Source organism: Streptococcus oralis subsp. dentisani, from assembly GCF_002860905.1.
In the GTDB taxonomy this organism is placed as follows: domain Bacteria; phylum Bacillota; class Bacilli; order Lactobacillales; family Streptococcaceae; genus Streptococcus; species Streptococcus oralis_BA.
The window spans coordinates 155,051-180,640 of record NZ_PKIG01000001.1 but is presented as its reverse complement, the minus strand read 5'-3'; the positions used below and the strand labels follow the sequence as shown (position 1 = coordinate 180,640).

24 protein-coding genes are annotated in these 25,590 nt (G+C 42.3%); 20 read left to right on the top strand and 4 right to left on the bottom strand.

Features of this window, described 5'->3' with window-relative positions:
• Nucleotides 1-2 precede the first annotated feature (2 nt).
• From CYK16_RS00925 to CYK16_RS00900, 5 genes are all read left to right on the top strand, one after another.
• Nucleotides 3-887 (top strand): GNAT family N-acetyltransferase, encoded by an 885-nt coding sequence (locus tag CYK16_RS00925; RefSeq protein WP_101776479.1) that lies wholly within the window; start codon nucleotides 3-5, stop codon nucleotides 885-887.
• Between the two features lie 81 nt (nucleotides 888-968).
• Entirely contained in the window at nucleotides 969-2,312 is a 1,344-nt protein-coding gene (cysS, locus tag CYK16_RS00915) for a cysteine--tRNA ligase (RefSeq protein WP_101776478.1), read from the top strand.
• Nucleotides 2,305-2,691 carry a Mini-ribonuclease 3 gene (locus CYK16_RS00910; RefSeq protein ID WP_000567927.1) on the top strand — a complete coding sequence of 129 codons (387 nt, stop codon included), beginning with the start codon at nucleotides 2,305-2,307 and terminating at the stop codon, nucleotides 2,689-2,691. The genes cysS and CYK16_RS00910 overlap by 8 nt, the downstream gene beginning before the upstream one ends.
• A gap of 3 nt (nucleotides 2,692-2,694) precedes the next feature.
• Complete coding sequence (locus tag CYK16_RS00905) at nucleotides 2,695-3,564, top strand: helix-turn-helix domain-containing protein (RefSeq protein WP_101776477.1); 870 nt, start codon at nucleotides 2,695-2,697, stop codon at nucleotides 3,562-3,564.
• Between the two features lie 112 nt (nucleotides 3,565-3,676).
• Nucleotides 3,677-4,807 (top strand): ABC transporter ATP-binding protein, encoded by a 1,131-nt coding sequence (locus tag CYK16_RS00900; protein ID WP_000229952.1) that lies wholly within the window; start codon nucleotides 3,677-3,679, stop codon nucleotides 4,805-4,807.
• A gap of 197 nt (nucleotides 4,808-5,004) precedes the next feature.
• Here CYK16_RS00900 and CYK16_RS00895 read toward each other — a convergent pair whose 3' ends face one another.
• Genes CYK16_RS00895 through CYK16_RS00880 form a run of 4 tightly spaced genes read right to left on the bottom strand, consistent with a single transcriptional unit; the run spans nucleotide 5,005 to nucleotide 7,927 of the window.
• Nucleotides 5,005-5,664 (bottom strand): amino acid ABC transporter permease, encoded by a 660-nt coding sequence (locus tag CYK16_RS00895; RefSeq protein WP_049522401.1) that lies wholly within the window; start codon nucleotides 5,662-5,664, stop codon nucleotides 5,005-5,007.
• Between the two features lie 9 nt (nucleotides 5,665-5,673).
• The gene (locus CYK16_RS00890; protein WP_000131137.1) at nucleotides 5,674-6,351 is read right to left on the bottom strand and encodes an amino acid ABC transporter permease; all 678 of its coding nucleotides are present in this window, start codon (nucleotides 6,349-6,351) and stop codon (nucleotides 5,674-5,676) included.
• 12 nt (nucleotides 6,352-6,363) lie between these two features.
• A complete protein-coding gene (locus CYK16_RS00885; RefSeq protein ID WP_081094062.1) occupies nucleotides 6,364-7,158 on the bottom strand; it encodes a transporter substrate-binding domain-containing protein in 795 nt (264 codons plus the stop codon).
• Between the two features lie 10 nt (nucleotides 7,159-7,168).
• Nucleotides 7,169-7,927 (bottom strand): amino acid ABC transporter ATP-binding protein, encoded by a 759-nt coding sequence (locus tag CYK16_RS00880; protein WP_001229569.1) that lies wholly within the window; start codon nucleotides 7,925-7,927, stop codon nucleotides 7,169-7,171.
• 176 nt (nucleotides 7,928-8,103) lie between these two features.
• On the opposite strand from CYK16_RS00880, the gene recJ reads away from it, so the two are divergent.
• The 15 genes from recJ (at nucleotide 8,104) to CYK16_RS00805 (ending at nucleotide 25,589) form a co-directional block, all read left to right on the top strand.
• Nucleotides 8,104-10,326, top strand: a complete 2,223-nt coding sequence (gene recJ, locus CYK16_RS00875; protein WP_060805881.1) for a single-stranded-DNA-specific exonuclease RecJ — start codon at nucleotides 8,104-8,106, stop codon at nucleotides 10,324-10,326.
• Between the two features lie 170 nt (nucleotides 10,327-10,496).
• On the top strand, nucleotides 10,497-12,158 hold the full coding sequence (locus CYK16_RS00870; protein ID WP_060805880.1) for a ribonuclease J: 1,662 nt from the start codon (nucleotides 10,497-10,499) through the stop codon (nucleotides 12,156-12,158).
• A 68-nt stretch (nucleotides 12,159-12,226) separates the two neighbouring features.
• Nucleotides 12,227-13,006, top strand: a complete 780-nt coding sequence (locus CYK16_RS00865) for an alpha/beta hydrolase (RefSeq protein ID WP_060805879.1) — start codon at nucleotides 12,227-12,229, stop codon at nucleotides 13,004-13,006.
• 130 nt (nucleotides 13,007-13,136) lie between these two features.
• Complete coding sequence (locus tag CYK16_RS00860) at nucleotides 13,137-14,357, top strand: aminoacyltransferase (protein ID WP_060805878.1); 1,221 nt, start codon at nucleotides 13,137-13,139, stop codon at nucleotides 14,355-14,357.
• A gap of 4 nt (nucleotides 14,358-14,361) precedes the next feature.
• Complete coding sequence (murN, locus tag CYK16_RS00855) at nucleotides 14,362-15,594, top strand: peptidoglycan bridge formation alanyltransferase MurN (RefSeq protein WP_060805877.1); 1,233 nt, start codon at nucleotides 14,362-14,364, stop codon at nucleotides 15,592-15,594.
• Nucleotides 15,595-15,672: 78 nt separating this feature from the next.
• Nucleotides 15,673-16,374 (top strand): M57 family metalloprotease, encoded by a 702-nt coding sequence (locus CYK16_RS00850; RefSeq protein ID WP_060805876.1) that lies wholly within the window; start codon nucleotides 15,673-15,675, stop codon nucleotides 16,372-16,374.
• A gap of 38 nt (nucleotides 16,375-16,412) precedes the next feature.
• Nucleotides 16,413-18,254, top strand: a complete 1,842-nt coding sequence (gene uvrC / locus CYK16_RS00845; protein WP_060805875.1) for an excinuclease ABC subunit UvrC — start codon at nucleotides 16,413-16,415, stop codon at nucleotides 18,252-18,254.
• Entirely contained in the window at nucleotides 18,251-19,105 is an 855-nt protein-coding gene (locus CYK16_RS00840) for a metallophosphoesterase family protein (protein WP_060805874.1), read from the top strand. The genes uvrC and CYK16_RS00840 overlap by 4 nt, the downstream gene beginning before the upstream one ends.
• Nucleotides 19,106-19,278: 173 nt before the next feature.
• Nucleotides 19,279-19,884 (top strand): nitroreductase family protein, encoded by a 606-nt coding sequence (locus tag CYK16_RS00835; protein WP_060805873.1) that lies wholly within the window; start codon nucleotides 19,279-19,281, stop codon nucleotides 19,882-19,884.
• 13 nt (nucleotides 19,885-19,897) lie between these two features.
• The gene (gene pepV, locus CYK16_RS00830) at nucleotides 19,898-21,301 is read left to right on the top strand and encodes a dipeptidase PepV (protein WP_060805872.1); all 1,404 of its coding nucleotides are present in this window, start codon (nucleotides 19,898-19,900) and stop codon (nucleotides 21,299-21,301) included.
• Between the two features lie 53 nt (nucleotides 21,302-21,354).
• Nucleotides 21,355-21,933, top strand: coding sequence for a uracil-DNA glycosylase family protein (locus tag CYK16_RS00825; RefSeq protein ID WP_060805871.1), 579 nt, complete (start codon nucleotides 21,355-21,357; stop codon nucleotides 21,931-21,933).
• Nucleotides 21,934-22,093: 160 nt separating this feature from the next.
• A complete protein-coding gene (locus tag CYK16_RS00820; protein WP_023943660.1) occupies nucleotides 22,094-22,381 on the top strand; it encodes a rhodanese-like domain-containing protein in 288 nt (95 codons plus the stop codon).
• 275 nt (nucleotides 22,382-22,656) lie between these two features.
• Nucleotides 22,657-23,982, top strand: a complete 1,326-nt coding sequence (brnQ, locus tag CYK16_RS00815; protein ID WP_001074583.1) for a branched-chain amino acid transport system II carrier protein — start codon at nucleotides 22,657-22,659, stop codon at nucleotides 23,980-23,982.
• A gap of 97 nt (nucleotides 23,983-24,079) precedes the next feature.
• Nucleotides 24,080-25,117, top strand: a complete 1,038-nt coding sequence (locus tag CYK16_RS00810; protein WP_060805870.1) for a M42 family metallopeptidase — start codon at nucleotides 24,080-24,082, stop codon at nucleotides 25,115-25,117.
• A 1-nt stretch (nucleotide 25,118) separates the two neighbouring features.
• Nucleotides 25,119-25,589, top strand: a complete 471-nt coding sequence (locus CYK16_RS00805; RefSeq protein WP_060805869.1) for an HIT family protein — start codon at nucleotides 25,119-25,121, stop codon at nucleotides 25,587-25,589.
• Nucleotide 25,590 lies beyond the last annotated feature (1 nt).

The window sequence follows — 25,590 nt, the reverse complement described above, 5'->3', positions numbered from 1 at the left end:
ATATGATTCAAGCAAGAAACAAGTTAAGCCAAGAGGAGCTATCTGAGGCGAAAAAACTAATTAACTGTTGCCAAAACTATGACGGTACCTATCGTGTTCCCTATCTCTCTAACATGCTTAATTTTGACCCAAACATGCCCGCCTTTTTCCTTTATTATGAAAAAGGCGAACTTGTTGGTCTCTTAACTGTCTATGCAGATGATCAAGATGTAGAAGTGACGATACTGGTTCATCCCAATTATCGCCGTCAGGGAATTGCGCGTGCATTGATTACTAGTTTTGAGAGAGAAACAGCTTCTTTTCCGATTCATTCAGTTACTTTTCAGACAGAGCGTGTTTTTCTAGACCGCCATCCTGATTTTGTCAGTAACTGGGGATTGGTCGAGGATGAAGAGACAGAAACTTGGTTAGGTAAGGATAGAAAACCTGATCCGTTAGCAACTGTTTCCAATCTTGAAGTTTTGTTAGCAGATAGTTCGTATCAGGATCAAATTAGTCAGTTAAAATTTCAGGCATTTTCAGAGGAACATGAGTCTAGAGAGATTGTGGATAGATATGTCGCTGAAGCTCTGAAGGATCCAGAAAGTCGCCTATATGTTTTATTAAAAGACGGTCAGGTTATTGGAACTTGCACGATTGATTTATCGAGCGATACGAATTACTTCTACGGTTTAGCAATATCTGAACCTGAACGTGGAAAAGGCTATGGAAGCTACTTAGCAAAATCCCTTGTCAACCAACTAATTGAGCAAAATGATAAGGAGTTCCAAATTGCAGTAGAGGATAGCAACGTAGGTGCCAAGTGCTTGTATGAAAAAATTGGCTTTGTCAAACAGACTCAGGTGGTTTATCTGAATGAGAAAGGAGCAAGGGATTCCGAAGTGTAGAGACATTCGGACTGAAATTCAATTGAACTTTTAGTGATGAAACTAACTGTTCTTGGATTTTGGATTTCCTGACTATGATTTATGATTAAAATCTATGACACCATGTCTCGTGATTTGCGAGAATTTGTCCCGATTGAGGACGGCAAAGTCAAGATGTATGTTTGTGGGCCAACCGTGTACAACTATATCCACGTGGGGAATGCCCGCTCAACAGTGGCTTTTGATACCATTCGTCGCTATTTTGAGTATCGTGGGTACGAGGTTGCCTATATTTCCAATTTTACGGATGTGGATGATAAGATTATCAATCGTGCCAAGGAAGAAGGCATCACGCCTCAGGAGGTTGCTGACAAGTACATCGCTGCCTTTCGTGAGGATGTGACGGCCTTGGGTGTCAAACCTGCGACCCACCATCCGCGTGTGGTGGAGTTTATGGTGTATATCATCCGCTTTGTGGAAGATTTGATTGAAAAAGGCTTTGCTTACGAGAGTCAAGGAGATGTTTACTTCCGTGTGGAAAAATCTCACAACTATGCCAAGTTGGCCAATAAAACCCTGGAAGATTTGGAGCTGGGTGCTTCAGGTCGTACCGATGAAGAAACGGCTCGTAAGGAAAATCCTGTAGACTTTGCTTTATGGAAATCTGCCAAACCAGGAGAGATTTCTTGGGATAGTCCTTGGGGACCTGGTCGTCCGGGCTGGCACATCGAGTGTTCAGTCATGTCGACAGAGATTTTAGGTGATACCATTGATATCCACGGTGGTGGAGCCGACCTAGAGTTTCCTCACCATACCAACGAAATTGCCCAGTCAGAAGCCAAAACAGGCAAGATCTTTGCCAACTACTGGATGCACAACGGCTTTGTCAACATCGATAATGTCAAGATGTCCAAGTCCTTGGGGAACTTTATCACTGTGCATGATGCCCTTAAAACCCTTGATGGGCAAGTACTTCGTTTCTTCTTTGCGACACAGCATTACCGCAAGCCTATCAACTTTACGGAAAAGGCAGTGCGTGATGCCGAGACCAATCTCAAGTATCTAAAGAATACTTACGAGCAACCATTTACAGGAACTGTAGATGCTCAAGAGCTACAAGCATTTAAAGATAAGTTTGTAGCAGCTATGGATGAGGATTTCAACTCTGCCAATGGTATCACAGTTGTCTTTGAAATGGCTAAGTGGATCAACTCTGGCAACTATAATGCAGCGGTTAAGAAAGCTCTTGCGGATATGTTGGAAGTCTTTGGGATTGTCTTTGTTGAGGAAGTTTTGGATGTAGAGATTGAAGACTTGATCCAAAAACGTCAAGAAGCGCGTGCTAATCGTGACTTTGCCATAGCGGACCAAATCCGTGACCAATTGGCAGAACAAGGGATTAAGCTACTTGACACCAAGGATGGAGTGAGGTGGACACGTGATTGATGTCAATCTCATTAACGGGATTGCGTTAGCTTTTGAGGGGGACGCGGTGTATTCCATGTATATTCGCCGTCACCTCATCCTCAAAGGCATGACCAAGCCCAATAAACTTCACCAAGAGGCGACCAAGTATGTCTCAGCCAAGGCTCAGGCTCGCCTGATTTCCCTTATGTTAGAGGAGCAAGTCCTGACGGAAAAAGAAGAAGAAATCTACAAACGTGGTCGTAATACCAATAGCCACACCAAGGCCAAAAATGCCGATGTGGTGACTTACCGTATGTCCACAGGTTTTGAAGCCGTGATGGGCTATCTCCATATGACTGAAAATCTGGAACGTCTTGAGAGCTTGATTTCGTGGTGCATCCAAAAAGTGGAGGGCTAGGACATGATGGCAAAAGAACTACAAGACTGGTTTCCTGAGGCTCAGATTTCAGACCAACCAGTAGAGAAAGAGGGTTATCTAACTCTTCCTTTAGCTTCTCAGCAGTGGATTTTGCTGGAGGAAGCTGGGCTCAGCGAGCGTGAGAAGCAGTTGATTTCTCTTTTGACCCAGCAGGAGCAGGCTCGTTCGCTCAATCCTTGGTATTCTTTTTTGATTGAGGGGAAGGGCCAGGCACCGCAAGCTTTTAAAAAGATTCAGCTTGTTTATTGCCATCTTTCCTATTTTCAGCAGGAAAATCTAGCTTCTTGGCTAGATATGATGCGGACCCTTTTTCCTAACTGTCAGACGGTGCTTCAGGTCGGAGCTCAGGATTATGTTTTCGTGCTGCAACAAGATAAGTACACTTCTGTACGAGCTATTTTAAGTGATACGATTGAAGCGGTTGAGTATGACTTTGGACTTCGTCTGTCAATCATGTTGGGTCAGGTTTGGTCTCAGACAGGCCATCAAGCCCTATCAGACTTAATCAAAGCTGAGCGCGATTTGTTCAAGACTTGGTGGCGTCAGGGTCATCAAGGTGTTCATACTTTTTCTCAGCTCTATCTTTGGAGTATGGGAGAAAGACTCGTGGACTTGAAGGCAATCAAGGAATGCCTGCACCAGATGATTTTGGATCAGGACCAGATTCAGGAAATCATCCTTTCACTGTGGGAAAACAGTGCAGTCCTGACAAAAACAGCTCAACAACTCTATCTGCACCGCAATTCTCTCCAATACAAGATTGATAAATGGGAAGAATTGACAGGGCTACAATTGAAGGAATTGACAGATCTTACCCTGTGTTATCAGTTGATTTTACCAGATATTTTATAAAGTTTTGTGCAAGTTGCACAGAACTTTTTTATTTTTTTGGTCACCTTGCCATAGAAATGTAAAGCGTTTTCATCTATAATAAAACTATCAAAAGACAAAAGGAGTTCACCTCATGGTAGAATTGAATCTTAAAAACATTTACAAAAAATATCCAAACAGCGAACACTACTCAGTTGAAGACTTCAACTTGGACATCAAAGACAAAGAATTTATCGTTTTCGTAGGTCCTTCAGGATGTGGTAAATCAACTACTCTTCGTATGATTGCTGGTCTTGAAGACATCACAGAAGGTACTGCATCTATCGATGGCGTGGTTGTCAACGACGTAGCTCCAAAAGACCGTGACATCGCCATGGTATTCCAAAACTACGCTCTTTACCCACACATGACTGTATACGATAACATGGCTTTCGGTTTGAAATTGCGTAAATACAGCAAGGAAGATATCGATAAACGTGTGCAAGAAGCAGCTGAAATCCTTGGATTGAAAGAATTTTTGGAACGTAAACCAGCTGACCTTTCAGGTGGTCAACGTCAACGTGTTGCCATGGGTCGTGCCATCGTCCGTGATGCAAAAGTGTTCTTGATGGACGAGCCTTTGTCAAACTTGGATGCCAAACTTCGTGTATCAATGCGTGCTGAAATCGCTAAAATCCACCGTCGTATCGGAGCTACAACTATCTACGTAACTCACGACCAAACAGAAGCGATGACACTTGCAGACCGTATCGTTATCATGTCAGCAACTAAGAACCCTGCTGGTACAGGTACTATTGGACGTGTAGAACAAATCGGTACTCCTCAAGAAGTTTACAAAAACCCAGTTAACAAATTCGTAGCAGGATTCATCGGAAGCCCAGCTATGAACTTCATCAATGTGAAATTGGTTGGAAGCGAAATTGTTTCTGACGGTTTCCGTTTGAAAGTTCCAGAAGGTGCTTTGAAAGTTCTTCGTGAAAAAGGCTACGAAGGTAAAGAATTGATCTTCGGTATTCGTCCAGAAGACGTGAATGCAGAACCTGCTTTCCTTGAAACATTCCCAGAATCAGTTGTCAAAGCTACTATCTCTGTATCAGAATTGCTTGGTTCAGAATCTCACCTTTACTGCCAAGTTGGTAAAGATGAATTTGTTGCCAAAGTTGATGCTCGTGACTACTTGCAAACAGGTGCAACAGTTGAACTTGGATTTGACTTGAACAAAGCACACTTCTTCGATGTAGAAACTGAAAAAACAGTCTACTAAGCAAATGAAATGTCAAAACACTGCTAGAAATCTGGCAGTGTTTTTTGCGATTGAGTTGAAAAACTCTCCAATTGAACTGGAGAGTGGCTGTTTATACTCAATGAAAATCAAAGAGCAAACTAGGAAGCTAGACGCAGGCTGTACTTGAGTACGGCAAGGTGAAGCTGACGTGGTTTGAATTTGATTTTCGAAGAGTATTATTCTGCAGCTTGTTGCCAACGTTTGGCTAGCATATGAGACAGGCTCGAAATTGCTAGGTTGAAGCTGAAGTAGATGAGGGCAATCAGGATATACAGACTGAAGACCTGCTCTGGTTCGAAATAACGGCCCATGAGAATTTGGCTAGCTCCAAAGAGTTCTTGTAGGGCGATAACAGAGTAGAGGAGGCTGGTATCCTTAATTACGGTTACAAACTGAGAAATGATGGCTGGCAGCATTTTACGGATCGCTTGTGGGAGAATAATGTAGTAGAGGATTTGCGCAGAAGTAAATCCCTGAGACATTCCTGCTTCGTATTGTCCCTTGTCTACGGCATTTAGGCCACCACGGATAATCTCAGCCAAGGCTGCTGAGGTAAAAAGGGTAAAGGCAGTAATACCAGCTGGTGTGGACTTCATCTTAAACACCAAAAAGATGGTGAAAATCCAGAGGAGGTTGGGAACGTTGCGCACAAACTCGATGTAAATGCTGGAGATGATGCGCAAGATAGGATTTTTGCCATTTCTCATGACGGCTAGCACCGTTCCGATAAGGGTAGAGAGGACGATGGCAATCAGAGAAATATAGAGGGTCAAGCCAAATCCTTTAAAGATAAAGATTAGGTTATCTGGGGTTAAAACTTCTAAAATGGATTCCATAGTAACCTCCTAAAGTGAATAGGCTTTTTTGTTGGCTTGCTCCATCTTGCGACCAAACTGGGCAACAGGGAAGCATAGAGAAAAGTAGAGAAGGGCAGCGCCTAAAAATGCTGGAATGTAGTTTCCGTTAAGTGCTGACCAAGACTTGGTCACAAACATCAAGTCTACTCCAGAGATGATAGCGACTGTGGAGGTATTTTTGATGAGGTTGACAATTTGATTGGTCAAAGGAGGGAGAATGATACGGAAAGCCTGAGGCAAGATAATCAAACGCATAGCACTGATATAGGTAAAACCTTGCGACAAGGCGGCCTCCATCTGACCGCTAGGAATAGACTGAATCCCTGAGCGAATAACCTCAGCGATATAGGCGCCGTGATAGAGTCCCACGCAGAGAACGGCTGTCCAATAAATTGGAATCATGATGATATGATCACTGATAAGAGGTAGGCCATAAAAAACGATAACAAACTGCACCAAGAGGGGAGTGTTTTGGTAAAATTCTACAAAGATGCGAGCCAAAATGCGCAAAATTGGACGTTTGCTGGTTGACATAGCTCCAAAGAAGATGCCCAAGACCATAGCGAGGATAAAGGATCCAATCGCTAGGGCAAGGGTGAAGAGGAAACCATTGAAAAATTGTCCAAAATCCTGAAAATAGGCTGTCCAAGATGATAAATCTGTCATGGGGTATCCTCCTTAATCTGCGGTATGGCTAGATGGTTTGAGCTTGTAACGGTCATAAAGTTTCTGCAAACTACCATCTTTGCTCCATTTAGTAACCAAGTTATCAAGATAATTGTTTAGCTCTGTATTTGATTTCTTGGTAACGATACCGTAGTCAGATGGCTTGAAACTATCATCTAGCAGTACTGTGCGCTTGCTGATGTAGCCAGACAGAATCGAGCGGTCAACGGAAAAGGCATCAATACGGTGAGCATGCAGGGAAGTAATCAATTCTGGGTAGGAACCAAGTTCGACGAATTTAAACTTCAGACCTTTCTTTTTACCCAGTTCAGTAATCAGGCGTTGGGTGATGGAACCTTGGGCAACTCCGATGGTTTTGCCGTTTAGGTCCTCAATATTTTTGATTTTGGCAGATTTATTGACCAAAAATCCAGAAGCATCTGTGTAGTAAGGGCTGGTAAAGTTGTAGAGTTTTTTGCGTTCGTCTGTGATGGTAAAGGTCGCGATATCCATATCGACCTGTTCATTGTCTAGAAGGGGTCCGCGAGTTTGTGCTGTAACCGGCACATAACGAACCTTGACCTTGAGCTCATCAGCTACCATCTTGGCCAGGTCAGTTTCGATACCAGAAAAGGTTCCTGTCTTGGGATCCTTGTAGCCAAAATTGGGAACGTCTTGTTTGACACCGACAACCAGCTCGCCTCTCTTTTGAATATCTGCGACGCTGGTATCAGCCTGAACTGGTTTTGTAGCAGCAAGGCCGAAAAGGCTAAGCAGTAATGCTGATAAAAAGAATTTCTTTTTCATAGGTGCCTCCTTATTTTACTTTGTCACTTTCGTGGTTGATGATTTTGCTGAGGAATTGTTGAGCACGAGGTTCGCTTGGATTGTCGAAAAAGTCATCAACATCTGTTGTATCCACCAAAACTTCTCCGTCAGCCATAAAAATGATTCGGTCAGCAACTTCACGGGCAAAGCCCATTTCATGGGTCACGACAATCATATTCATACCATCGTGGGCTAATTTTTGCATAACTGCCAAAACATCGCCGATAGTTTCAGGGTCAAGAGCAGATGTTGGTTCATCAAAGAGGAGGAGTTCAGGATGCATAGCGAGGCCACGTGCGATGGCAATCCGTTGTTTTTGTCCACCAGAAAGCATGGCTGGATAAGAATCTTTCTTGTCCCACATATTAACAAATTCCAGATATTTTTGGGCTGTTTTTTCAGCTTCTTTTTTATCAATTCCTAGAACTTTTATGGGTGCTAGTGTTACGTTTTCTAACACTGTTTTATGCGGATAGAGGTTGAAATGCTGGAAAACCATGCCGACTTCCTTACGAAGAGGAACTAAATCCTTCTGACTGGCACCAGCAACTTGGTGACCATTTACTAGAAGACTTCCCTTGTCGACAGCTTCCAAACCATTGATGGTGCGGATAAGAGTGGATTTTCCAGAACCAGATGGTCCGAGTAGGACAACGACTTGCCCTTTTTCAAAACGGAGATTGATGTCGCGGAGCGCATGGTAGTCTCCGTAATATTTTTCGACGTGTTCAAATTCTACTAAAGCCATAAGGAATCTCCTTTGTGTTAGATTTTATAACACGATTCTACACCAAAAGATTTTTCTTGTCAAATCATATCTGAAAAAATTCACTAAAATTTTATAAAAAAGCAATCTGGATAGAGAAAACGTCTAAATCGTGTTATAATGAAGCAATAGAATTCTTAGAAAGAGTGGATGTCTTTTTGATAACACCTACTTATGAATGGCAGTTTGCCCCGCAGGTAGAAGATGCGGATTTTACAAAAATAGCCAAGAAGGCTGGACTGGGTCCTGAGGTGGCTCGCTTATTATTTGAGAGAGGGATTCAGGACCAAGAAAGTCTGAAGAAGTTTTTAGAACCTTCCTTGGAGGATTTGCACGACCCTTATCTGCTCCATGATATGGATAAGGCAGTGGAACGGATTCGTCAGGCCATTGAAGAAGGGGAAAATATCCTCGTTTACGGTGATTACGATGCGGATGGCATGACTTCGGCTTCTATTGTTAAGGAAAGTTTGGAACAGCTTGGTGCTGAGTGCCGGGTTTATCTGCCCAATCGTTTTACCGACGGTTATGGACCTAATGCCAGTGTTTATAAATACTTTATCGAGCAAGAAGGAATTTCCTTGATTGTGACGGTGGATAATGGGGTTGCGGGTCACGAGGCTATTGAATTGGCCCAGTCTATGGGAGTAGATGTCATTGTGACTGACCACCATTCCATGCCTGAAACCCTGCCTGATGCCTATGCCATCGTTCACCCTGAACATCCAGATGCGAACTATCCTTTCAAATATTTGGCTGGTTGCGGAGTGGCTTTCAAGCTGGCTTGTGCCCTTTTAGAAGAAGTACAAGTGGAATTGCTTGATTTGGTCGCTATTGGTACCATCGCTGATATGGTGAGTTTGACAGATGAGAACCGTATCTTGGTTCAGTATGGTCTGGAAATGCTGGGACATACTCAGCGCATTGGTTTACAAGAAATGCTGGATATGGCTGGGATTGCCGCCAACGAAGTAACAGAAGAAACGGTTGGTTTCCAGATTGCCCCTCGTTTGAATGCCTTGGGCCGCTTGGATGATCCCAATCCTGCCATTGATTTGTTGACTGGATTTGACGACGAGGAAGCCCATGAGATTGCCCTCATGATTCATCAGAAAAACGAAGAGCGCAAGGAAATCGTCCAGTCTATCTATGAAGAAGCTAAGACCATGGTGGACCCTGAGAAGAAGGTCCAAGTCTTGGCTAAGGAAGGCTGGAATCCTGGGGTTCTGGGAATCGTCGCTGGTCGTTTGTTGGAAGAACTAGGGCAGACAGTCATCGTTCTCAATATAGAGAACGGTCGTGCCAAGGGTAGTGCTCGTAGTGTGGAAGCGGTCGATATTTTTGAAGCCCTAGATCCCCATCGCGACCTCTTTATCGCCTTTGGTGGCCATGCTGGTGCAGCAGGAATGACGCTGGAAGTGGAGAAACTCTCAGATTTATCTCAGGTCTTGGAAGACTATGTCCGTGAAAAAGGCGCAGATGCTGCTGGCAAGAACAAGTTAAATTTAGATGAAGAACTGGATTTGGAGACTTTGAGTCTTGAAATGGTCAAAAGTTTTGAACGTTTGGCACCTTTTGGCATGGACAATCAGAAACCTGTCTTTTATATCAAGGATTTTCAGGTCGAAAGTGCCCGTACCATGGGGGCAGGCAATGCCCATCTCAAGCTGAAAATCTCTAAGGGGGAAGCGAGTTTTGAAGTGGTAGCCTTCGGTCAAGGCAGATGGGCGACAGAGTTTTCTCAAACCAAGAATCTAGAGCTGGCAGTCAAATTGTCTGTCAATCAATGGAATGGTCAAACTGCCCTCCAGTTGATGATGGTGGATGCACGTGTGGAGGGTGTTCAACTTTTTAACATTCGTGGAAAAAATGCAGTCTTGCCAGAAGGGGTTCCAGTCTTGGATTTTGCTGGGGAATTGCCAAATCTGGCGGATAGTGAAGCTGTTGTCGTACAAACCATTCCTGAAGATATTACTCAGCTGAAGACCATTTTTCAGGAACAGAATTTCTCTGCTGTCTATTTCAAAAATGACATTTACAAGGCCTATTATCTAACAGGCTATGGGACTAGAGAGCAGTTTGCTAAATTGTACAAGACCATCTACCAGTTTCCAGAGTTTGATATTCGCTATAAGCTCAAGGATTTAGCGACTTATCTCAATATCCAACAAATCTTGCTGGTCAAGATGATTCAAGTGTTTGAAGAACTAGGCTTTGTGATGATCAAAGATGGTGTCATGACGGTCAATAAAGAGGCACCAAAGCGGGAAATTGGAGAAAGTCAGATTTACCAAAATCTCAAACAAACCGTCAAGGACCAAGAAATGATGGCGCTGGGTACCGTGCAAGAAATTTATGACTTTTTAATGGAAAAAGAATAGCAGATAGGAAAGAGTTGGGAAACCAGCTCTTTTTTGAAAACAAATCTTCATTTTGAAAATCATCAAAAAAATGGTATAATGGTAGGAAAAGATTCGGCTAAAAGTAGTGCTTTTAGAATAAAAGGGCAAGTAACCCTATAATCAAAATAAATTAAGCTTTCGGAGGAAAAATGAGTAATATCAGTTTAACAACACTTGGTGGTGTACGTGAAAATGGGAAAAATATGTATATCGCTGAAATCGATGGGTCTATTTTCGTTTTGGATGCAGGTCTAAAATATCCTGAAAATGAACAACTAGGGGTGGATGTGGTCATTCCCAATATGGACTACCTTTTTGAAAATAGCGACCGTATCGCTGGGGTTTTCTTGACCCACGGACATGCCGATGCCATCGGCGCGCTGCCTTATCTCTTGGCTGAAGCTAAGGTACCTGTATTTGGTTCTGAGTTGACTATTGAGTTGGCCAAGCTCTTTGTCAAAGGAAATGACGCAGTTAAGAAATTCAATGATTTTCATGTCATTGATGAGGATACGGAGATTGATTTTGGAGGGACTGTAGTTTCCTTCTTCCGTACGACCCACTCTATCCCAGAAAGTTTGGGTGTTGTCTTGAAGACAGCTGAAGGTAGTATCGTTTATACAGGTGACTTCAAATTTGACCAGACAGCTAGTGAATCCTATGCGACAGACTTCGCTCGTTTGGCAGAAATCGGTCGTGATGGAGTTCTGGCTCTTCTTAGCGATTCAGCCAATGCAGATAGCAATGTCCAAGTGGCTAGCGAAAGTGAAGTTGGGGACGAGATCACTCAAACCATTTCGGACTGGGATGGTCGTATCATTGTTGCAGCAGTAGCCAGCAACCTCTCTCGTATCCAGCAGGTGTTTGACGCTGCGGATGCAACAGGCCGTCGTGTGGTCTTGACAGGATTCGATATTGAAAATATCGTCCGTACTGCTATTCGCCTTAAGAAATTGTCTCTAGCTAACGAGAGTCTTTTGATTAAGCCAAAAGATATGTCTCGTTTTGAGGACCATGAGTTGATTATCCTTGAGACAGGTCGTATGGGTGAGCCTATCAACGGTCTTCGCAAGATGTCGATTGGTCGTCACCGTTATGTGGAAATCAAGGACGGTGACTTGGTCTATATCGTAACCACTCCGTCTATCGCCAAAGAAGCAGTCATGGCGCGTGTGGAAAACATGATTTACCAAGCTGGCGGGGTTGTCAAACTGATCACTCAAAGCTTGCGTGTGTCAGGTCATGGAAATGCGCGTGATTTGCAGTTGATGATTAATCTCTTGCAACCCAAGTATCTCTTCCCAATTCAAGGGGAATACCGTGAGTTGGATGCCCATGCTAAGGCTGCTATGGCAGTTGGGATGTTGCCAGAACGCATTTTTATCCCTAAAAAGGGAACCAGCATGGCTTATGAGAATGGGGACTTTGTTCCAGCTGGAGCGGTTTCGGCAGGCGATGTCTTGATTGATGGAAATGCCATTGGTGATGTTGGTAATGTGGTTCTTCGTGACCGTAAGGTCTTGTCAGAGGACGGTATTTTCATCGTAGCAATTACCGTTAATCGTCGTGAGAAGAAAATTGTGGCCAAGGCTCGTGTTCATACGCGCGGATTTGTTTATCTCAAGAAGAGCCGTGATATTCTCCGTGAAAGTTCAGAATTGATTAACCAGACGGTAGAAGACTATCTTCAAGGAGATGACTTTGACTGGGCAGATCTTAAAGGGAAGGTTCGTGATAATCTGACCAAGTATCTCTTTGACCAAACCAAACGTCGTCCAGCTATTTTACCAGTGGTGATGGAAGCGAAATAATCTTTGAAATAAACAGAGAGAAAGCCGAGTTTTGGCTTTTTCTTATCGGAAAATAGAAGGAGCAAATCATGGCAGTAATGAAAATTGAGTATTACTCACAAGTCTTGGATATGGAGTGGGGAGTGAATGTCCTCTACCCTGATGCCAATCGAGTGGAAGAACCAGAGTGTAAAGACATTCCCGTCTTGTACCTTTTGCACGGGATGTCTGGCAATCATAATAGTTGGCTCAAGCGGACCAACGTAGAACGCTTACTTCGAGGAACCAATCTCATAGTCGTCATGCCCAATACCAGCAACGGTTGGTATACCGATACCCAATATGGTTTTGACTATTATACAGCTCTAGCAGAGGAATTGCCACAGGTTCTGAAACGCTTCTTCCCTAATATGACTAGCAAGCGTGAAAAGACCTTTATCGCTGGCCTCTCTATGGGAGGCTACGGCTGCTTTAAACTGGCTCTTGCAACAAATTGTTTTTCTCACGCAGCTAGTTTTTCAGGCGCCCTTAGCTTTCAAGATTTTTCTCCTGAAAGCCAAGGTTTGGGAACGCCAGCTTACTGGAGAGGTGTGTTTGGGGAGATTAAAGATTGGACAGCTAGCCCCTATTCTCTTGAAAGTCTGGCTAAAAAATCGGATAAAAAGACCAAGCTTTGGGCTTGGTGTGGCGAGCAGGATTTCTTGTACGAAGCCAATAATCTAGCAGTGAAAAATCTCAAAAAACTGGGATTTGATGTGATCTATAGCCATAGCGCTGGAACTCACGAGTGGTATTATTGGGAAAAACAATTGGAACGGTTTCTAGCAACTCTGCCAATCGATTTCAAATTAGAAGAGAGATTGAGTTAGTTTTTTATAAATGAACCACTATTTATAGTTATTCTTGGATTTAAAACAATGCTGGAAGTCTGTTTTCACTAGACTTTTCAAACGAAAGTAGTAGAATAGTAATAAGATACTGGAGGAAAGAGAGTAGGAAATGTACCGTTATCAAATTGGCATTCCCACATTAGAATATGATCAGTTTGTCAAAGAACATGAATTAGCTAATGTATTACAAAGCAGTGCTTGGGAAAAAGTGAAATCTGATTGGAATCATGAGAAATTTGGTGTCTATGAAGAGGGGAAGTTACTGGCTGTGGCTAGTATTCTCATAAAATCTCTTCCTTTAGGCTATAAAATGTTTTATATTCCAAGAGGTCCTATATTGGATTACAGGGATATAGAACTTTTAAAGTTTGTCCTGCAGTCTATTAAGTCTTATGCTCGCAGTAAGAGAGCGGTTTTTGTGACTTTCGATCCAAGTATTTGTCTATCCCAACATTTGGTCAATCAAGATAAAAGAGAATATCCTGAAAATCTTGCTATTGTTGAGATTTTAGGGCAATTAGGAGTGAAATGGTCTGGGCGGACAACCGAGATGGGTGACACCATTCAGCCTCGTATTCAGGCGAAAATATATAAGGAAAATTTTGAAGAAGATAAACTTTCTAAATCAACGAGGCAAGCTATCCGAACAGCACGAAACAAAGGGCTTGAAATTCAATATGGTGGACTGGAACTATTAGATTCATTTTCGGAGTTGATGAAAAAAACTGAGAAGCGAAAAGAGATTCATTTAAGAAACGAAGCTTATTATAAAAAATTATTAGATAACTTCAAAGAAGATTCCTATATCACGCTAACGAGTTTGGATGTTTCTAAGCGTTTAAGAGAATTAGAAGAACAGTTAGAAAAAAATAGAGTAGTTGCAGAAAAATTTAATGATGCCACCAAACCTTCAAAAATTCAGGAAAATATAAAAGAAAAAGAACGTTTAGAAGAGGAAATAGATTTCTTGCAGGGATATATGAATATGGGAAAATCAAATATTCCGTTAGCGGCTACTTTGAGTTTGGAATTTGGTATTACCTCTGTCAATCTATATGCTGGTATGGATGATGATTTTAAACGTTACAATGCACCAATTTTAACTTGGTATGAAACGGCTCGCTATGCCTTTGAGCGAGGTATGTTGTGGCAAAATTTAGGTGGTGTTGAAAACTCTCTCAATGGTGGACTTTATCATTTTAAGGAAAAATTTAATCCAACGATTGAAGAATATTTGGGTGAATTTACAATGCCTATCCATCCTCTCTATCCTCTGTTAAGACTTGCTCTTGATTTCCGTAAAACATTAAGAAAAAAACATAGAAAGTAAGTATATGGCACTAATTACACTCACGAAAGAAGAGTTTCAGGCTTATTCTGATCAGGTTTCTTCTCGTTCCTTTATGCAATCGGTCCAGATGGGGGACTTGTTAGAAAAAAGAGGAGCTCGAATTGTTTATCTAGCTTTGAAACAAGAAGGAGAAATTCAAGTTGCAGCTCTGGTTTATAGCTTGCCCATGCTGGGTGGTCTGCATATGGAGCTCAATTCGGGGCCGATTTATACCCAACAAGATGCTCTTCCAGTTTTTTATGCGAAGTTAAAAGAATATGCCAAGCAAAATGGTGTATTAGAGTTGCTTGTAAAACCTTATGAAACTTATCAAACTTTTGATAGTCAAGGTAATCCAATAGATGCTGAGAAAAAAAGTATCATTCAAGGTTTAACTGATTTAGGTTATCAATTTGATGGATTGACAACAGGTTATCCAGGTGGAGAACCAGATTGGTTATACTATAAAGATTTGACTGAATTAACTGAAAAGAATTTGCTTAAAAGTTTTAGCAAAAAGGGTAAACCCTTGGTGAAAAAGGCTGAAACGTTTGGCATTCGGTTGAAAAAGTTAAAACGTGAAGAGCTATCAATTTTTAAGAATATAACAAAAGAAACCTCTGAACGTAGAGAATATAGTGATAAAAGTTTAGAATACTATGAGCATTTTTATGATGCTTTTGGAGAACAAGCTGAGTTTCTCATAGCAACCTTGAATTTTTCGGACTATATGAGCAAATTGCAAGGTGAACAAAGTAAACTAGAAGAAATCTTGGACAAGTTGCGACTTGATTTGAGTAAAAATCCTCATTCTGAGAAAAAACAAAATCAACTGAGAGAATATTCTAGTCAATTTGAAACGTTTGAAGTTCGAAAAGCAGAAGCGCGAGACTTGATTGAAAAATATGGGGAAGGAGATATTGTTTTAGCCGGGAGTTTATTTGTTTATATGCCTCAGGAAACGACTTATCTCTTTAGTGGTTCTTACACTGAGTTTAATAAGTTCTATGCCCCTGCACTGCTTCAAAAATATGTTATGTTGGAAAGCATAAAACGTGGAATACCTAAATACAACTTCCTAGGCATTCAAGGGATTTTTGATGGTAGTGATGGTGTTTTGCGTTTTAAACAGAATTTTAATGGCTATATTGTACGCAAAGCAGGTACTTTCCGTTATCATCCATCGCCTTTAAAATACAAAGCTATCCAGTTACTTAAAAAAATAGTAGGACGTTAAGATGAAAAAGTCAGTATTTAGCTTTCTTTCAGCTTCTTTTAGTAAAATAATTTTTATTTGCTAGAAAGGTGGAGAGACATGCGCTGGCTTTTTCGTTTGATAGGGGCTTTCTTTTCTTTTATTTGGCGTTTGTTTTGGTGCCTGGTTTGGATTGTTTTGCTTTTATGCACTCTTGCTTTTGGATTTCTCTGGTATCTGAACGGGGATTTTCAAGGAGCGCTAAAGCAAGCAGAACGGTCAGTAAAAATTGGTCAACAAAGTATCGACCAATGGGAAAAAACAGGGCAACTGCCTAAGTTGAACCAGACAGATAGCCACCAGCATTCTGAAGGAAGATGGCCACAGGCTTCTGCTCGTATTTACTTGGATCCACAGATGGATTCACGCTTTCAAGAGGCTTATGTAGAAGCAATTCAGAATTGGAATAAAACTGGTGCTTTTAACTTTGAACTTGTGACTGAGTCCAGCAAGGCGGATATCCTGGCTACTGAGATGAACAACGGAAACACTCCTGTGGCAGGAGAGGCGGAAAGTCAGACCAATCTCTTAACAGGGCAATTCTTGTCTGTCACGGTACGGTTGAATCACTATTATCTGTCCAATCCTAACTATGGCTATTCCTATGAGCGCATTGTCCATACTGCAGAACATGAGTTGGGTCATGCGATTGGCTTGGACCATACAGATGAGAAGTCTGTCATGCAACCTGCGGGTTCATTTTATGGTATCCAGGAAGAGGATGTTGCAAACCTCCGAAAATTATATGAGAGCAATGAGTAGGGAACAATCTTTCCCTACTTTTTTGCTATAATGGAATTATGAACAACTTGATTAAATCAAAACTAGAGCTCTTGCCGACCAGCCCTGGTTGTTACATTCACAAGGATAAAAACGGCACCATTATCTATGTAGGAAAGGCTAAAAATCTGCGTAACCGCGTGAGGTCTTATTTCCGTGGAAGTCATGATACTAAGACAGAGGCATTGGTGTCTGAAATTGTAGATTTTGAATTTATTGTTACGGAGTCCAATATTGAGGCACTTCTCCTAGAAATCAATCTAATCAAGGAAAATAAGCCCAAGTACAATATCATGCTCAAGGATGATAAGTCCTATCCTTTCATCAAGATTACCAATGAACGCTATCCTCGTTTGATTATCACCCGTCAGGTCAAGAAGGACGGTGGTCTCTACTTTGGACCTTATCCAGATGTAGGGGCAGCCAATGAAATCAAGCGGCTACTGGATCGGATTTTCCCTTTTAGAAAGTGTACCAATCCGCCGTCTAAGGTCTGTTTTTACTACCATATCGGTCAATGTATGGCCCACACCATCTGTAAGAAGGATGAGGACTATTTCAAGTCTATGGCTCAGGAGGTTTCTGATTTCCTAAAAGGGCAGGATAATCAAATTATCGATGACCTCAAGGGCAAGATGGCAGCGGCAGCTCAGACTATGGAATTTGAACGTGCAGCGGAATACCGTGATCTGATTCAGGCCATTGGAACGCTTCGAACCAAGCAACGGGTCATGGCTAAGGATCTCCAAAATCGGGATGTCTTTGGCTACTATGTGGATAAGGGTTGGATGTGTGTCCAGGTTTTCTTTGTCCGTCAGGGCAAGCTCATTGAGCGAGACGTTAATCTTTTCCCCTACTACAATGATCCGGATGAGGATTTCTTGACCTATGTAGGACAATTTTATCAAGAAAAATCTCATCTAGTTCCTAATGAGGTGCTGATTCCGCAGGATATTGACGAAGAAGCTGTCAAGGCTTTGGTAGACACCAAGATTCTCAAACCCCAGCGTGGAGAGAAAAAGCAACTGGTCAATTTGGCTATAAAGAATGCTCGAGTCAGCCTAGAGCAGAAATTCAACCTGCTAGAGAAATCTGTCGAAAAGACACAACGAGCTATTGAAAATCTAGGACGCTTGCTCCAAATCCCGACCCCGGTTCGCATCGAGTCCTTCGATAACTCCAACATCATGGGAACTAGCCCTGTTTCAGCCATGGTGGTCTTTGTCAACGGCAAACCAAGTAAAAAAGATTATCGTAAGTATAAAATCAAGACTGTCGTTGGACCAGACGACTATGCCAGTATGCGTGAGGTTATTCGCAGACGTTATGGTCGAGTACAACGAGAAGGTTTGACTCCGCCAGATTTGATTGTCATTGATGGGGGGCAAGGTCAAGTCAATATCGCCAAGCAAGTCATCCAAGAGGAGCTGGGCTTGGATATCCCCATTGCAGGTTTGCAAAAAAATGACAAGCACCAAACCCATGAATTGCTCTTTGGAGATCCGCTTGAGGTGGTGGAGTTGTCTCGCAATTCTCAGGAATTTTTCCTCCTCCAACGCATTCAGGATGAGGTGCACCGCTTTGCCATCACTTTCCATCGTCAACTGCGATCCAAAAATTCCTTTTCATCACAATTGGATGGAATTGAAGGTCTGGGACCTAAACGCAAGCAAAATCTCATGAAGCATTTCAAGTCTCTGACCAAAATCAAGGAAGCCGGTGTGGATGATATTGTTGAAGTTGGAGTGCCTAGAGCCGTTGCAGAGGCTGTGCAGAGGAAGTTGAACCCGCAGGAGGCAGAAACCTTGCCTCAAGTGGCGGAAGAAAGAGTAGATTACCAAACGGAAGGAAAAACATCATGAACTATAAAATTGCAATTTTATCAGATATTCATGGCAATGTGACGGCGCTAGAAGCAGTGATTGCAGATGCTAAAAATCAAGGAGTCAGTGAATACTGGCTTCTGGGAGATATTTTTCTTCCTGGTCCAGGCGCAAATGACTTAGTCGCCCTGCTAAAGGACCTTCCTATCACAGCCAGTGTTCGAGGCAATTGGGATGATCGTGTCCTTGAGGCCTTGGATGGCGAATATGGTTTGGAACATCCGAAAGAAATCCAGTCAATGCGCATGACCCAGTTTTTGATGGAGCGAATGGATCCTGCAACGATTGTCTGGCTACGAAGCTTGCCTTTGCTGGAAAAGAAAGAAATTGACGGATTGCGCTTTTCTATCTCTCATAATTTGCCAAATAAGAACTATGGTGGTGACTTGCTAGTTGAGAATGATACAGAGAAATTTGACAAACTCCTAGATGATGAAGTTGATGTGGCAGTCTATGGTCATGTTCACAAGCAGTTGCTTCGTTATGGCAGTCAAGGGCAACAAATCATCAATCCAGGTTCGATTGGTATGCCCTATTTTAATTGGGAGGCGTTAAAAAATCACCGTGCCCAGTATGCCGTGATAGAGGTTGAAGATGGGGAATTGGTCAATATCCTATTTCGTAAAGTCGCTTATGATTACGAGGCTGAGTTAGAATTGGCCAAGTCCAAGGGGCTTCCCTTTATCGAAATGTATGAAGAATTACGTCGTGAAGATAACTATCAGGGACACAATCTGGAACTCTTAGCCAGCTTAATAGAAAAGCATGGGTATGTAGAGGATGTGAAAGATTTCTTGGAGATTATAAAGTCAGAATATAAGATGGACTAGTTTCTTTAAGCAGCTGAAAATTAATTGGAACTGGATGAGGGGATTCCTGCTTTAAATGGTTTTCTTCATTCGGTTGCTTATCCTTGTTCCAATTTCTTTCTATGAAAAATCCCTGCAAGCTCTTTCAAAATATGGTAGAATGGAAGCAGTAGAATTAGAAAAGGAAATCGATTATGAAATTTCTTGAATTAAATAAAAAACGTCATGCGACTATGCATTTCACTGATAAGCCAGTTGATCCAAAAGATGTTCGTACGGCTATCGAAATTGCAACCTTGGCACCAAGTGCCCACAACAGCCAGCCTTGGAAATTTGTGGTAGTACGTGAGAAAAATGCTGAACTAGCAAAATTGGCTTACGGTTCAAACTTTGAACAGGTATCATCAGCGCCTGTAACCATTGCCCTGTTTACAGACACAGATTTGGCTAAACGTGCTCGTAAGATTGCCCGAGTTGGCGGTGCTAATAACTTTTCTGAAGAGCAACTTCAATACTTTATGAAAAATTTGCCTGCCGAGTTTGCCCGTTACAATGAACAACAAGTCAGCGACTACCTAGCCCTCAATGCAGGTTTGGTTGCTATGAACTTGGTTCTGGCTCTTACAGACCAAGGAATCGGATCAAATCTGATTCTTGGATTTGACAAATCAAAAGTCAATGAGGTTTTGGAAATTGAAGACCGTTTCCGCCCAGAACTCTTGATTACAGTAGGTTACACAGACGAAAAATTGGAACCAAGTTACCGCTTGCCAGTAGATGAAATCATCGAGAAAAGATAGAAAGAAGAAAAAAATGACAGCAATTGATTTTACAACAGAAGTAGAAAAACGCAAAGAAGACCTCTTGGCTGACTTGTTTAGCCTTTTGGAAATCAACTCAGAACGTGATGATAGCAAGGTTGATGCTGAGCATCCATTTGGACCTGGTCCAGTAAAAGCCTTGGAGAAATTCCTTGAAATCGCAGCACGCGATGGCTACCCAACTAAAAATGTCGATAACTATGCAGGACATTTTGAGTTTGGTGATGGAGAAGAAGTTCTCGGAATCTTTGCCCACATGGACGTGGTGCCAGCTGGTAGCGGTTGGGACACAGACCCTTACACACCAACTATCAAAGATGGTCGTCTTTATGCGCGTGGGGCTTCGGACGATAAGGGACCTACAACAGCTTGTTACTATGGTTTGAAAATCATCAAAGAATTGGGCCTTCCAATTTCTAAAAAAGTTCGCTTCATCGTCGGAACAGACGAAGAATCAGGTTGGGCAGACATGGACTACTATTTCGAGCACGTAGGACTTGCAAAACCAGACTTCGGTTTCTCTCCAGACGCTGAATTCCCTATCATCAATGGTGAAAAAGGAAATATCACAGAATACCTCCACTTTGCAGGAGAAAATGCAGGTGCTGCCCGTCTTCACAGCTTCACAGGTGGTTTGCGTGAAAATATGGTACCTGAATCAGCAACAGCAGTCGTTTCAGGTGATTTGGTGGCTGACTTGCAAGGGAAACTAGATGCCTTTGTTGCAGAACACAAGCTTAGAGGAGAACTCCAAGAAGAAGCTGGTCAATACAAGGTGACGATTATTGGTAAATCAGCCCACGGTGCTATGCCTGCTTCAGGTGTTAATGGTGCGACTTACCTAGCCCTCTTCCTTAGCCAGTTTGATTTTGCTGGTCCAGCCAAAGACTACCTTGACATTGCTGGTAAAATTCTCTTGAACGACCATGAGGGTGAAAATCTCAAGATTGCTCATGTGGATGAAAAGATGGGTGCCCTTTCTATGAATGCAGGCGTCTTCCGCTTTGATGAAACAAGCGCTGATAATACCATTGCCCTTAATATCCGCTATCCAAAAGGAACAAGTCCAGAACAAATCAAGTCAATCCTTGAAAACTTGCCAGTTGCTTCTGTTAGCCTTTCTGAGCACGGTCACACCCCTCACTATGTTCCAATGGAAGATCCACTTGTTCAAACCTTGTTGAATGTTTATGAAAAACAAACTGGTCTTAAAGGTCACGAGCAAGTCATCGGTGGTGGAACCTTTGGTCGCTTGCTAGAACGAGGTGTTGCCTATGGTGCTATGTTCCCAGACTCAATTGACACCATGCACCAAGCCAATGAATTTATCGCCTTGGACGATCTCTTCCGAGCTGCAGCAATCTATGCCGAAGCTATTTACGAATTGATCAAATAAAACGATAGAAGTCTGAGATGTTATGCTTAGACTTCTTTTTGGAGGGAAAGTAGATGTCTCAAATTGAAAGAATCAAGCAGGCTATTATGGCAGATCCGCAGAATGTCAGCTATACAAAGCGTGGCATCGAGCCTCTCTTTGCAGCGCCAAAGACTGCTCGCATCAATATCATCGGTCAAGCGCCTGGTCTTAAAACCCAAGAAGCAGGCCTTTACTGGAAGGATAAAAGTGGTGATCGTTTGCGGGACTGGCTAGGTGTGGATGAAGATACCTTTTACAATTCAGGATATTTTGCTGTTTTGCCTATGGATTTCTACTTTCCAGGGCATGGAAAGTCAGGTGATCTGCCACCGAGAACTGGCTTTGCTGAAAAATGGCATCCGCAACTCTTGCAAGAATTACCCGATATTCAGTTGACCCTCTTGATTGGCCAGTATGCTCAAGCCTACTATTTACAGGAAAAAATCAGTGGCAAGGTAACAGAACGGGTAAAACATTACCAGAACTATTTGCCAACCTATTTTCCACTAGTTCACCCCTCACCACGCAATCAAATCTGGATGGCCAAAAATCCTTGGTTTGAGGCAGAAGTAGTGCCGGATTTGAAAAAAAGAATTAAAACTATTTTATAGTCAATGAAAATCAAAGAGCAAACTAGGAAGCTAGCCGCAGGCTGCTCAAAGTACAGCTTTGAGGTTGTGGATAGAACTGACGAAGTCAGTAACCATACCTACGGTAAGGCGATGCTGACGTGGTTTGAAGAGATTTTCGAAGAGTATTAGGAGAAAAAGAATGAAAGAAATAACCTTTGACGCATTTTACCAGCTTTACCAAAATGACCAACTTTCTTTAGTGGACGTGAGAGAAGTGGATGAGTTTGAAGCTCTTCATTTAGAAGGTGCTCAGAATCTTCCTCTGAGTCAATTAGCTGATACTTATGATCAATTGGACAAGGATCAGTTACATTATGTTATTTGTAAATCTGGAATGAGATCGGCGCGTGCTTGCCAATTCTTATCAGAACAAGGTTATGAGGTTATCAATGTACAAGGTGGCATGATGGCCTTTGAAGAACTTTAATACTCAATGAAAATCAAAGAGCAAACTAGGAAGCTAGCCGCAGGTTGTACTTGAGTACGGCAAGGTGAAGCTGACGTGGTTTGAAGAGATTTTCGAAGAGTATAAACATTAGAATTTTCTCCTACTTGGCGTGGACTGGGTAGGGGATTTTATTTTTAGACAATTCTCATTTTTGAGAATCTTGAAAACATTCAATATTTACTTCGTGATACTTTTTTCATACTCCTAATCATGGTATACTAGGTCAGTATTTTATAAATATGAAGGAGATTTTCATGGCTAAAAAAGGTGCCCTAACAGGTTTACTCCTGTTTGGAATATTTTTTGGTGCGGGGAACTTGATTTTTCCGCCTTCTCTGGGTGCTCTATCTGGAGAACATTTTCTTCCTGCCATCGCAGGTTTTGTCTTTTCAGGTGTCGGTATCGCCGTCTTGACTCTGATTATTGGAACGTTAAATCCTAAAGGATATATCTACGAGATTTCAACAAAGATAGCGCCTTGGTTTGCGACTCTTTACCTCTCAGTTCTTTACTTGTCAATCGGTCCATTCTTTGCTATCCCACGTACTGCTACAACAGCTTACGAAGTAGGGATTAGCCCCCTTTTGTCGGATGCAAATAAAGGTCTTGGCTTGATTGTCTTTACAGTTCTGTATTTTGCGGCAGCATATTTAATCTCGCTTAATCCATCAAAAATCTTGGACCGTATCGGCCGTATTTTAACACCAGTCTTTGCGATTTTGATTGTTATCTTGGTTGTCCTAGGAGCTATCAAATACGGTGGAACAAGTCCTCAAGCTGCTTCAGCTGCTTATCAAGCTTCTGCCTTTGGTACAGGTTTCCTAGAAGGTTATAATACTTTGGACGCCCTTGCTTCAGTTGCCTTTAGCGTAATTGCAGTTCAAACCTTGAAACAACTTGGATTTTCAAGTAAGAAAGAATACATTTCAACTATTTGGGTGGTTGGTATCGTTGTTGCCCTTGCCTTCAGTGCTCTTTATATCGGTTTAGGTTTCCTTGGAAATCATTTCCCGGTACCAGCTGAAGCGATGAAGGGTGGAACACCAGGTGTTTACATCTTGTCACAAGCTACTCAAGAAATCTTTGGTTCAACAGCTCAACTCTTCCTTGCAGCTATGGTTACTGTAACCTGCTTCACAACAACGGTTGGTTTGATTGTGTCTACAGCTGAGTTCTTTAATGAACGCTTCCCACAAATCAGCTACAAGGTTTATGCGACAGCCTTTACCTTGATTGGATTTGCCATTGCTAATTTGGGTCTTGATGCGATTATCAAGTACTCAATTCCAGTACTGGTTATCTTGTACCCAATCACCATTGCCATCGTTATGATTGTCATTGTCAACAAATTTGTAGCTCTTTCAAAACCAGGTATGCAGTTGACAATTGCTGTTGTTACAGCTATTGCCATTGCAAGCGTATTAGGAAGCTCGTTTAAGGTTGAGTTTCTTGCAAACCTTGTCAACGCTCTTCCTTTTGCCAAGGCATCTCTTCCATGGTTGGTGCCAGCTATTGTCGGAATCTTGCTCTCATTGGTTTTACCAAACAAGCAAGAAAGCGATGTTTTTGAAATGGAATAACCATTAAAATCACTTTTGTAGCCAAGTCTACAGGAGTGATTTTCTTTTTTTATCCGATGATAAATGTGTTATAATAGGTAGCAAAAGAGGTGAAGAAATGAATCAAACAGTAGAATATATCAAAGAACTGACAGCCATTGCGTCGCCAACGGGCTTCACTCGTGAGGTTTCGGACTATTTAGTCAAGACTTTAGAAGGTTTTGGTTACCAGCCAGTTCGCACAGCCAAGGGCGGTGTCAATGTAACTATCAAAGGTCAAAATGATGAAGAGCATCGCTATGTGACTGCCCATGTAGATACGCTTGGTGCTATTGTCCGTGCTGTCAAACCAGATGGCCGTCTCAAAATGGACCGTATCGGTGGCTTTCCTTGGAACATGATTGAAGGAGAAAACTGTATCGTTCATGTGGCAAGCACAGGTCAAAAGGTATCAGGCACCATCCTCATCCACCAAACTTCTTGTCATGTCTATAAGGATGCAGGAACTGCAGAACGCACTCAGGACAATATGGAAGTGCGTTTGGACGCCAAAGTAACCAGTGAAAAAGAAACTCGTGCTCTTGGCATTGAGGTCGGTGATTTTATCAGTTTTGACCCACGAACTGTCGTGACAGAGACAGGTTTTATCAAGTCTCGCCATTTGGATGACAAGGTCAGCGCGGCGATTTTGCTTAACCTGCTTCGTATTTATAAGGAAGAGAAGATTGAGTTGCCCGTAACAACCCATTTTGCTTTTTCAGTCTTTGAAGAAGTGGGACACGGTGCAAACTCTAGCATTCCTGATCAAGTAGTTGAATATCTGGCTGTGGACATGGGAGCCATGGGCGATGACCAGCAGACAGATGAGTACACAGTGTCCATCTGTGTCAAGGATGCTTCAGGTCCTTATCACTATGACTTCCGTCAACATTTGGTTGCCTTGGCGAAAGAGCAAGATATTCCATTTAAGCTGGACATCTATCCATTTTATGGTTCGGACGCTTCAGCAGCCATGTCCGCAGGGGCAGAGGTTAAACACGCCCTTCTCGGTGCTGGTATTGAGTCTAGTCATTCTTATGAGCGTACCCATATTGATTCGGTGGTCGCAACAGAACGAATGGTCGATGCTTATCTTAGAAGCAATTTGGTAGATTGATATGTGCCTTATTTGCCAGAGAATTGAGCTCATCAAGGCTGGGGAAAATCCCTATTTTGTCAAAAAGTTGGAAACAGGCTATCTTGTGATTGGAGACCATCAGTATTTTGAAGGCTATAGTCTCTTTCTAGCCAAGGAACACGTCACCGAATTGCACCATTTGAAAAAGGAGACAAGACTCCGTTTTCTAGAAGAAATGAGTTTAGTCCAAGAGGCAGTTGCCAAGGCCTTTGCTGCTGAGAAAATGAATATCGAACTGCTAGGAAATGGCGATGCCCATCTCCATTGGCATCTTTTTCCTAGACGAAGAGGTGATATGAATGGTTATGGTCTCAATGGACGTGGTCCAGTATGGTGGATTCCCTTTGAAGAAATGACAGCAGAAATCTGCCAATCAAAACCTGATGAGATTAAAAGATTAGTCGAATGTTTATCATCAGAAGTAGATAAACTATTAGAAATAAAGGAGTAAA

Excerpts from the sequence above, each read along its gene's own strand:
- CYK16_RS00925 (WP_101776479.1), top strand. The coding sequence starts at position 3 with ATGATTCAAGCAAGAAACAAGTTAAGCCAAGAGGAGCTATCTGAGGCG.
- cysS (WP_101776478.1), top strand. The coding sequence starts at position 969 with ATGATTAAAATCTATGACACCATGTCTCGTGATTTGCGAGAATTTGTC.
- CYK16_RS00905 (WP_101776477.1), top strand. The coding sequence starts at position 2,695 with ATGATGGCAAAAGAACTACAAGACTGGTTTCCTGAGGCTCAGATTTCA.
- CYK16_RS00900 (WP_000229952.1), top strand. The coding sequence starts at position 3,677 with ATGGTAGAATTGAATCTTAAAAACATTTACAAAAAATATCCAAACAGC.
- CYK16_RS00895 (WP_049522401.1), bottom strand. The coding sequence starts at position 5,664 with ATGGAATCCATTTTAGAAGTTTTAACCCCAGATAACCTAATCTTTATC.
- CYK16_RS00890 (WP_000131137.1), bottom strand. The coding sequence starts at position 6,351 with ATGACAGATTTATCATCTTGGACAGCCTATTTTCAGGATTTTGGACAA.
- CYK16_RS00885 (WP_081094062.1), bottom strand. The coding sequence starts at position 7,158 with ATGAAAAAGAAATTCTTTTTATCAGCATTACTGCTTAGCCTTTTCGGC.
- CYK16_RS00880 (WP_001229569.1), bottom strand. The coding sequence starts at position 7,927 with ATGGCTTTAGTAGAATTTGAACACGTCGAAAAATATTACGGAGACTAC.
- CYK16_RS00870 (WP_060805880.1), top strand. The coding sequence starts at position 10,497 with ATGAGTAATATCAGTTTAACAACACTTGGTGGTGTACGTGAAAATGGG.
- CYK16_RS00865 (WP_060805879.1), top strand. The coding sequence starts at position 12,227 with ATGGCAGTAATGAAAATTGAGTATTACTCACAAGTCTTGGATATGGAG.
- CYK16_RS00860 (WP_060805878.1), top strand. The coding sequence starts at position 13,137 with ATGTACCGTTATCAAATTGGCATTCCCACATTAGAATATGATCAGTTT.
- murN (WP_060805877.1), top strand. The coding sequence starts at position 14,362 with ATGGCACTAATTACACTCACGAAAGAAGAGTTTCAGGCTTATTCTGAT.
- CYK16_RS00850 (WP_060805876.1), top strand. The coding sequence starts at position 15,673 with ATGCGCTGGCTTTTTCGTTTGATAGGGGCTTTCTTTTCTTTTATTTGG.
- uvrC (WP_060805875.1), top strand. The coding sequence starts at position 16,413 with ATGAACAACTTGATTAAATCAAAACTAGAGCTCTTGCCGACCAGCCCT.
- CYK16_RS00840 (WP_060805874.1), top strand. The coding sequence starts at position 18,251 with ATGAACTATAAAATTGCAATTTTATCAGATATTCATGGCAATGTGACG.
- CYK16_RS00835 (WP_060805873.1), top strand. The coding sequence starts at position 19,279 with ATGAAATTTCTTGAATTAAATAAAAAACGTCATGCGACTATGCATTTC.
- pepV (WP_060805872.1), top strand. The coding sequence starts at position 19,898 with ATGACAGCAATTGATTTTACAACAGAAGTAGAAAAACGCAAAGAAGAC.
- CYK16_RS00825 (WP_060805871.1), top strand. The coding sequence starts at position 21,355 with ATGTCTCAAATTGAAAGAATCAAGCAGGCTATTATGGCAGATCCGCAG.
- CYK16_RS00820 (WP_023943660.1), top strand. The coding sequence starts at position 22,094 with ATGAAAGAAATAACCTTTGACGCATTTTACCAGCTTTACCAAAATGAC.
- brnQ (WP_001074583.1), top strand. The coding sequence starts at position 22,657 with ATGGCTAAAAAAGGTGCCCTAACAGGTTTACTCCTGTTTGGAATATTT.
- CYK16_RS00810 (WP_060805870.1), top strand. The coding sequence starts at position 24,080 with ATGAATCAAACAGTAGAATATATCAAAGAACTGACAGCCATTGCGTCG.
- CYK16_RS00805 (WP_060805869.1), top strand. The coding sequence starts at position 25,119 with ATGTGCCTTATTTGCCAGAGAATTGAGCTCATCAAGGCTGGGGAAAAT.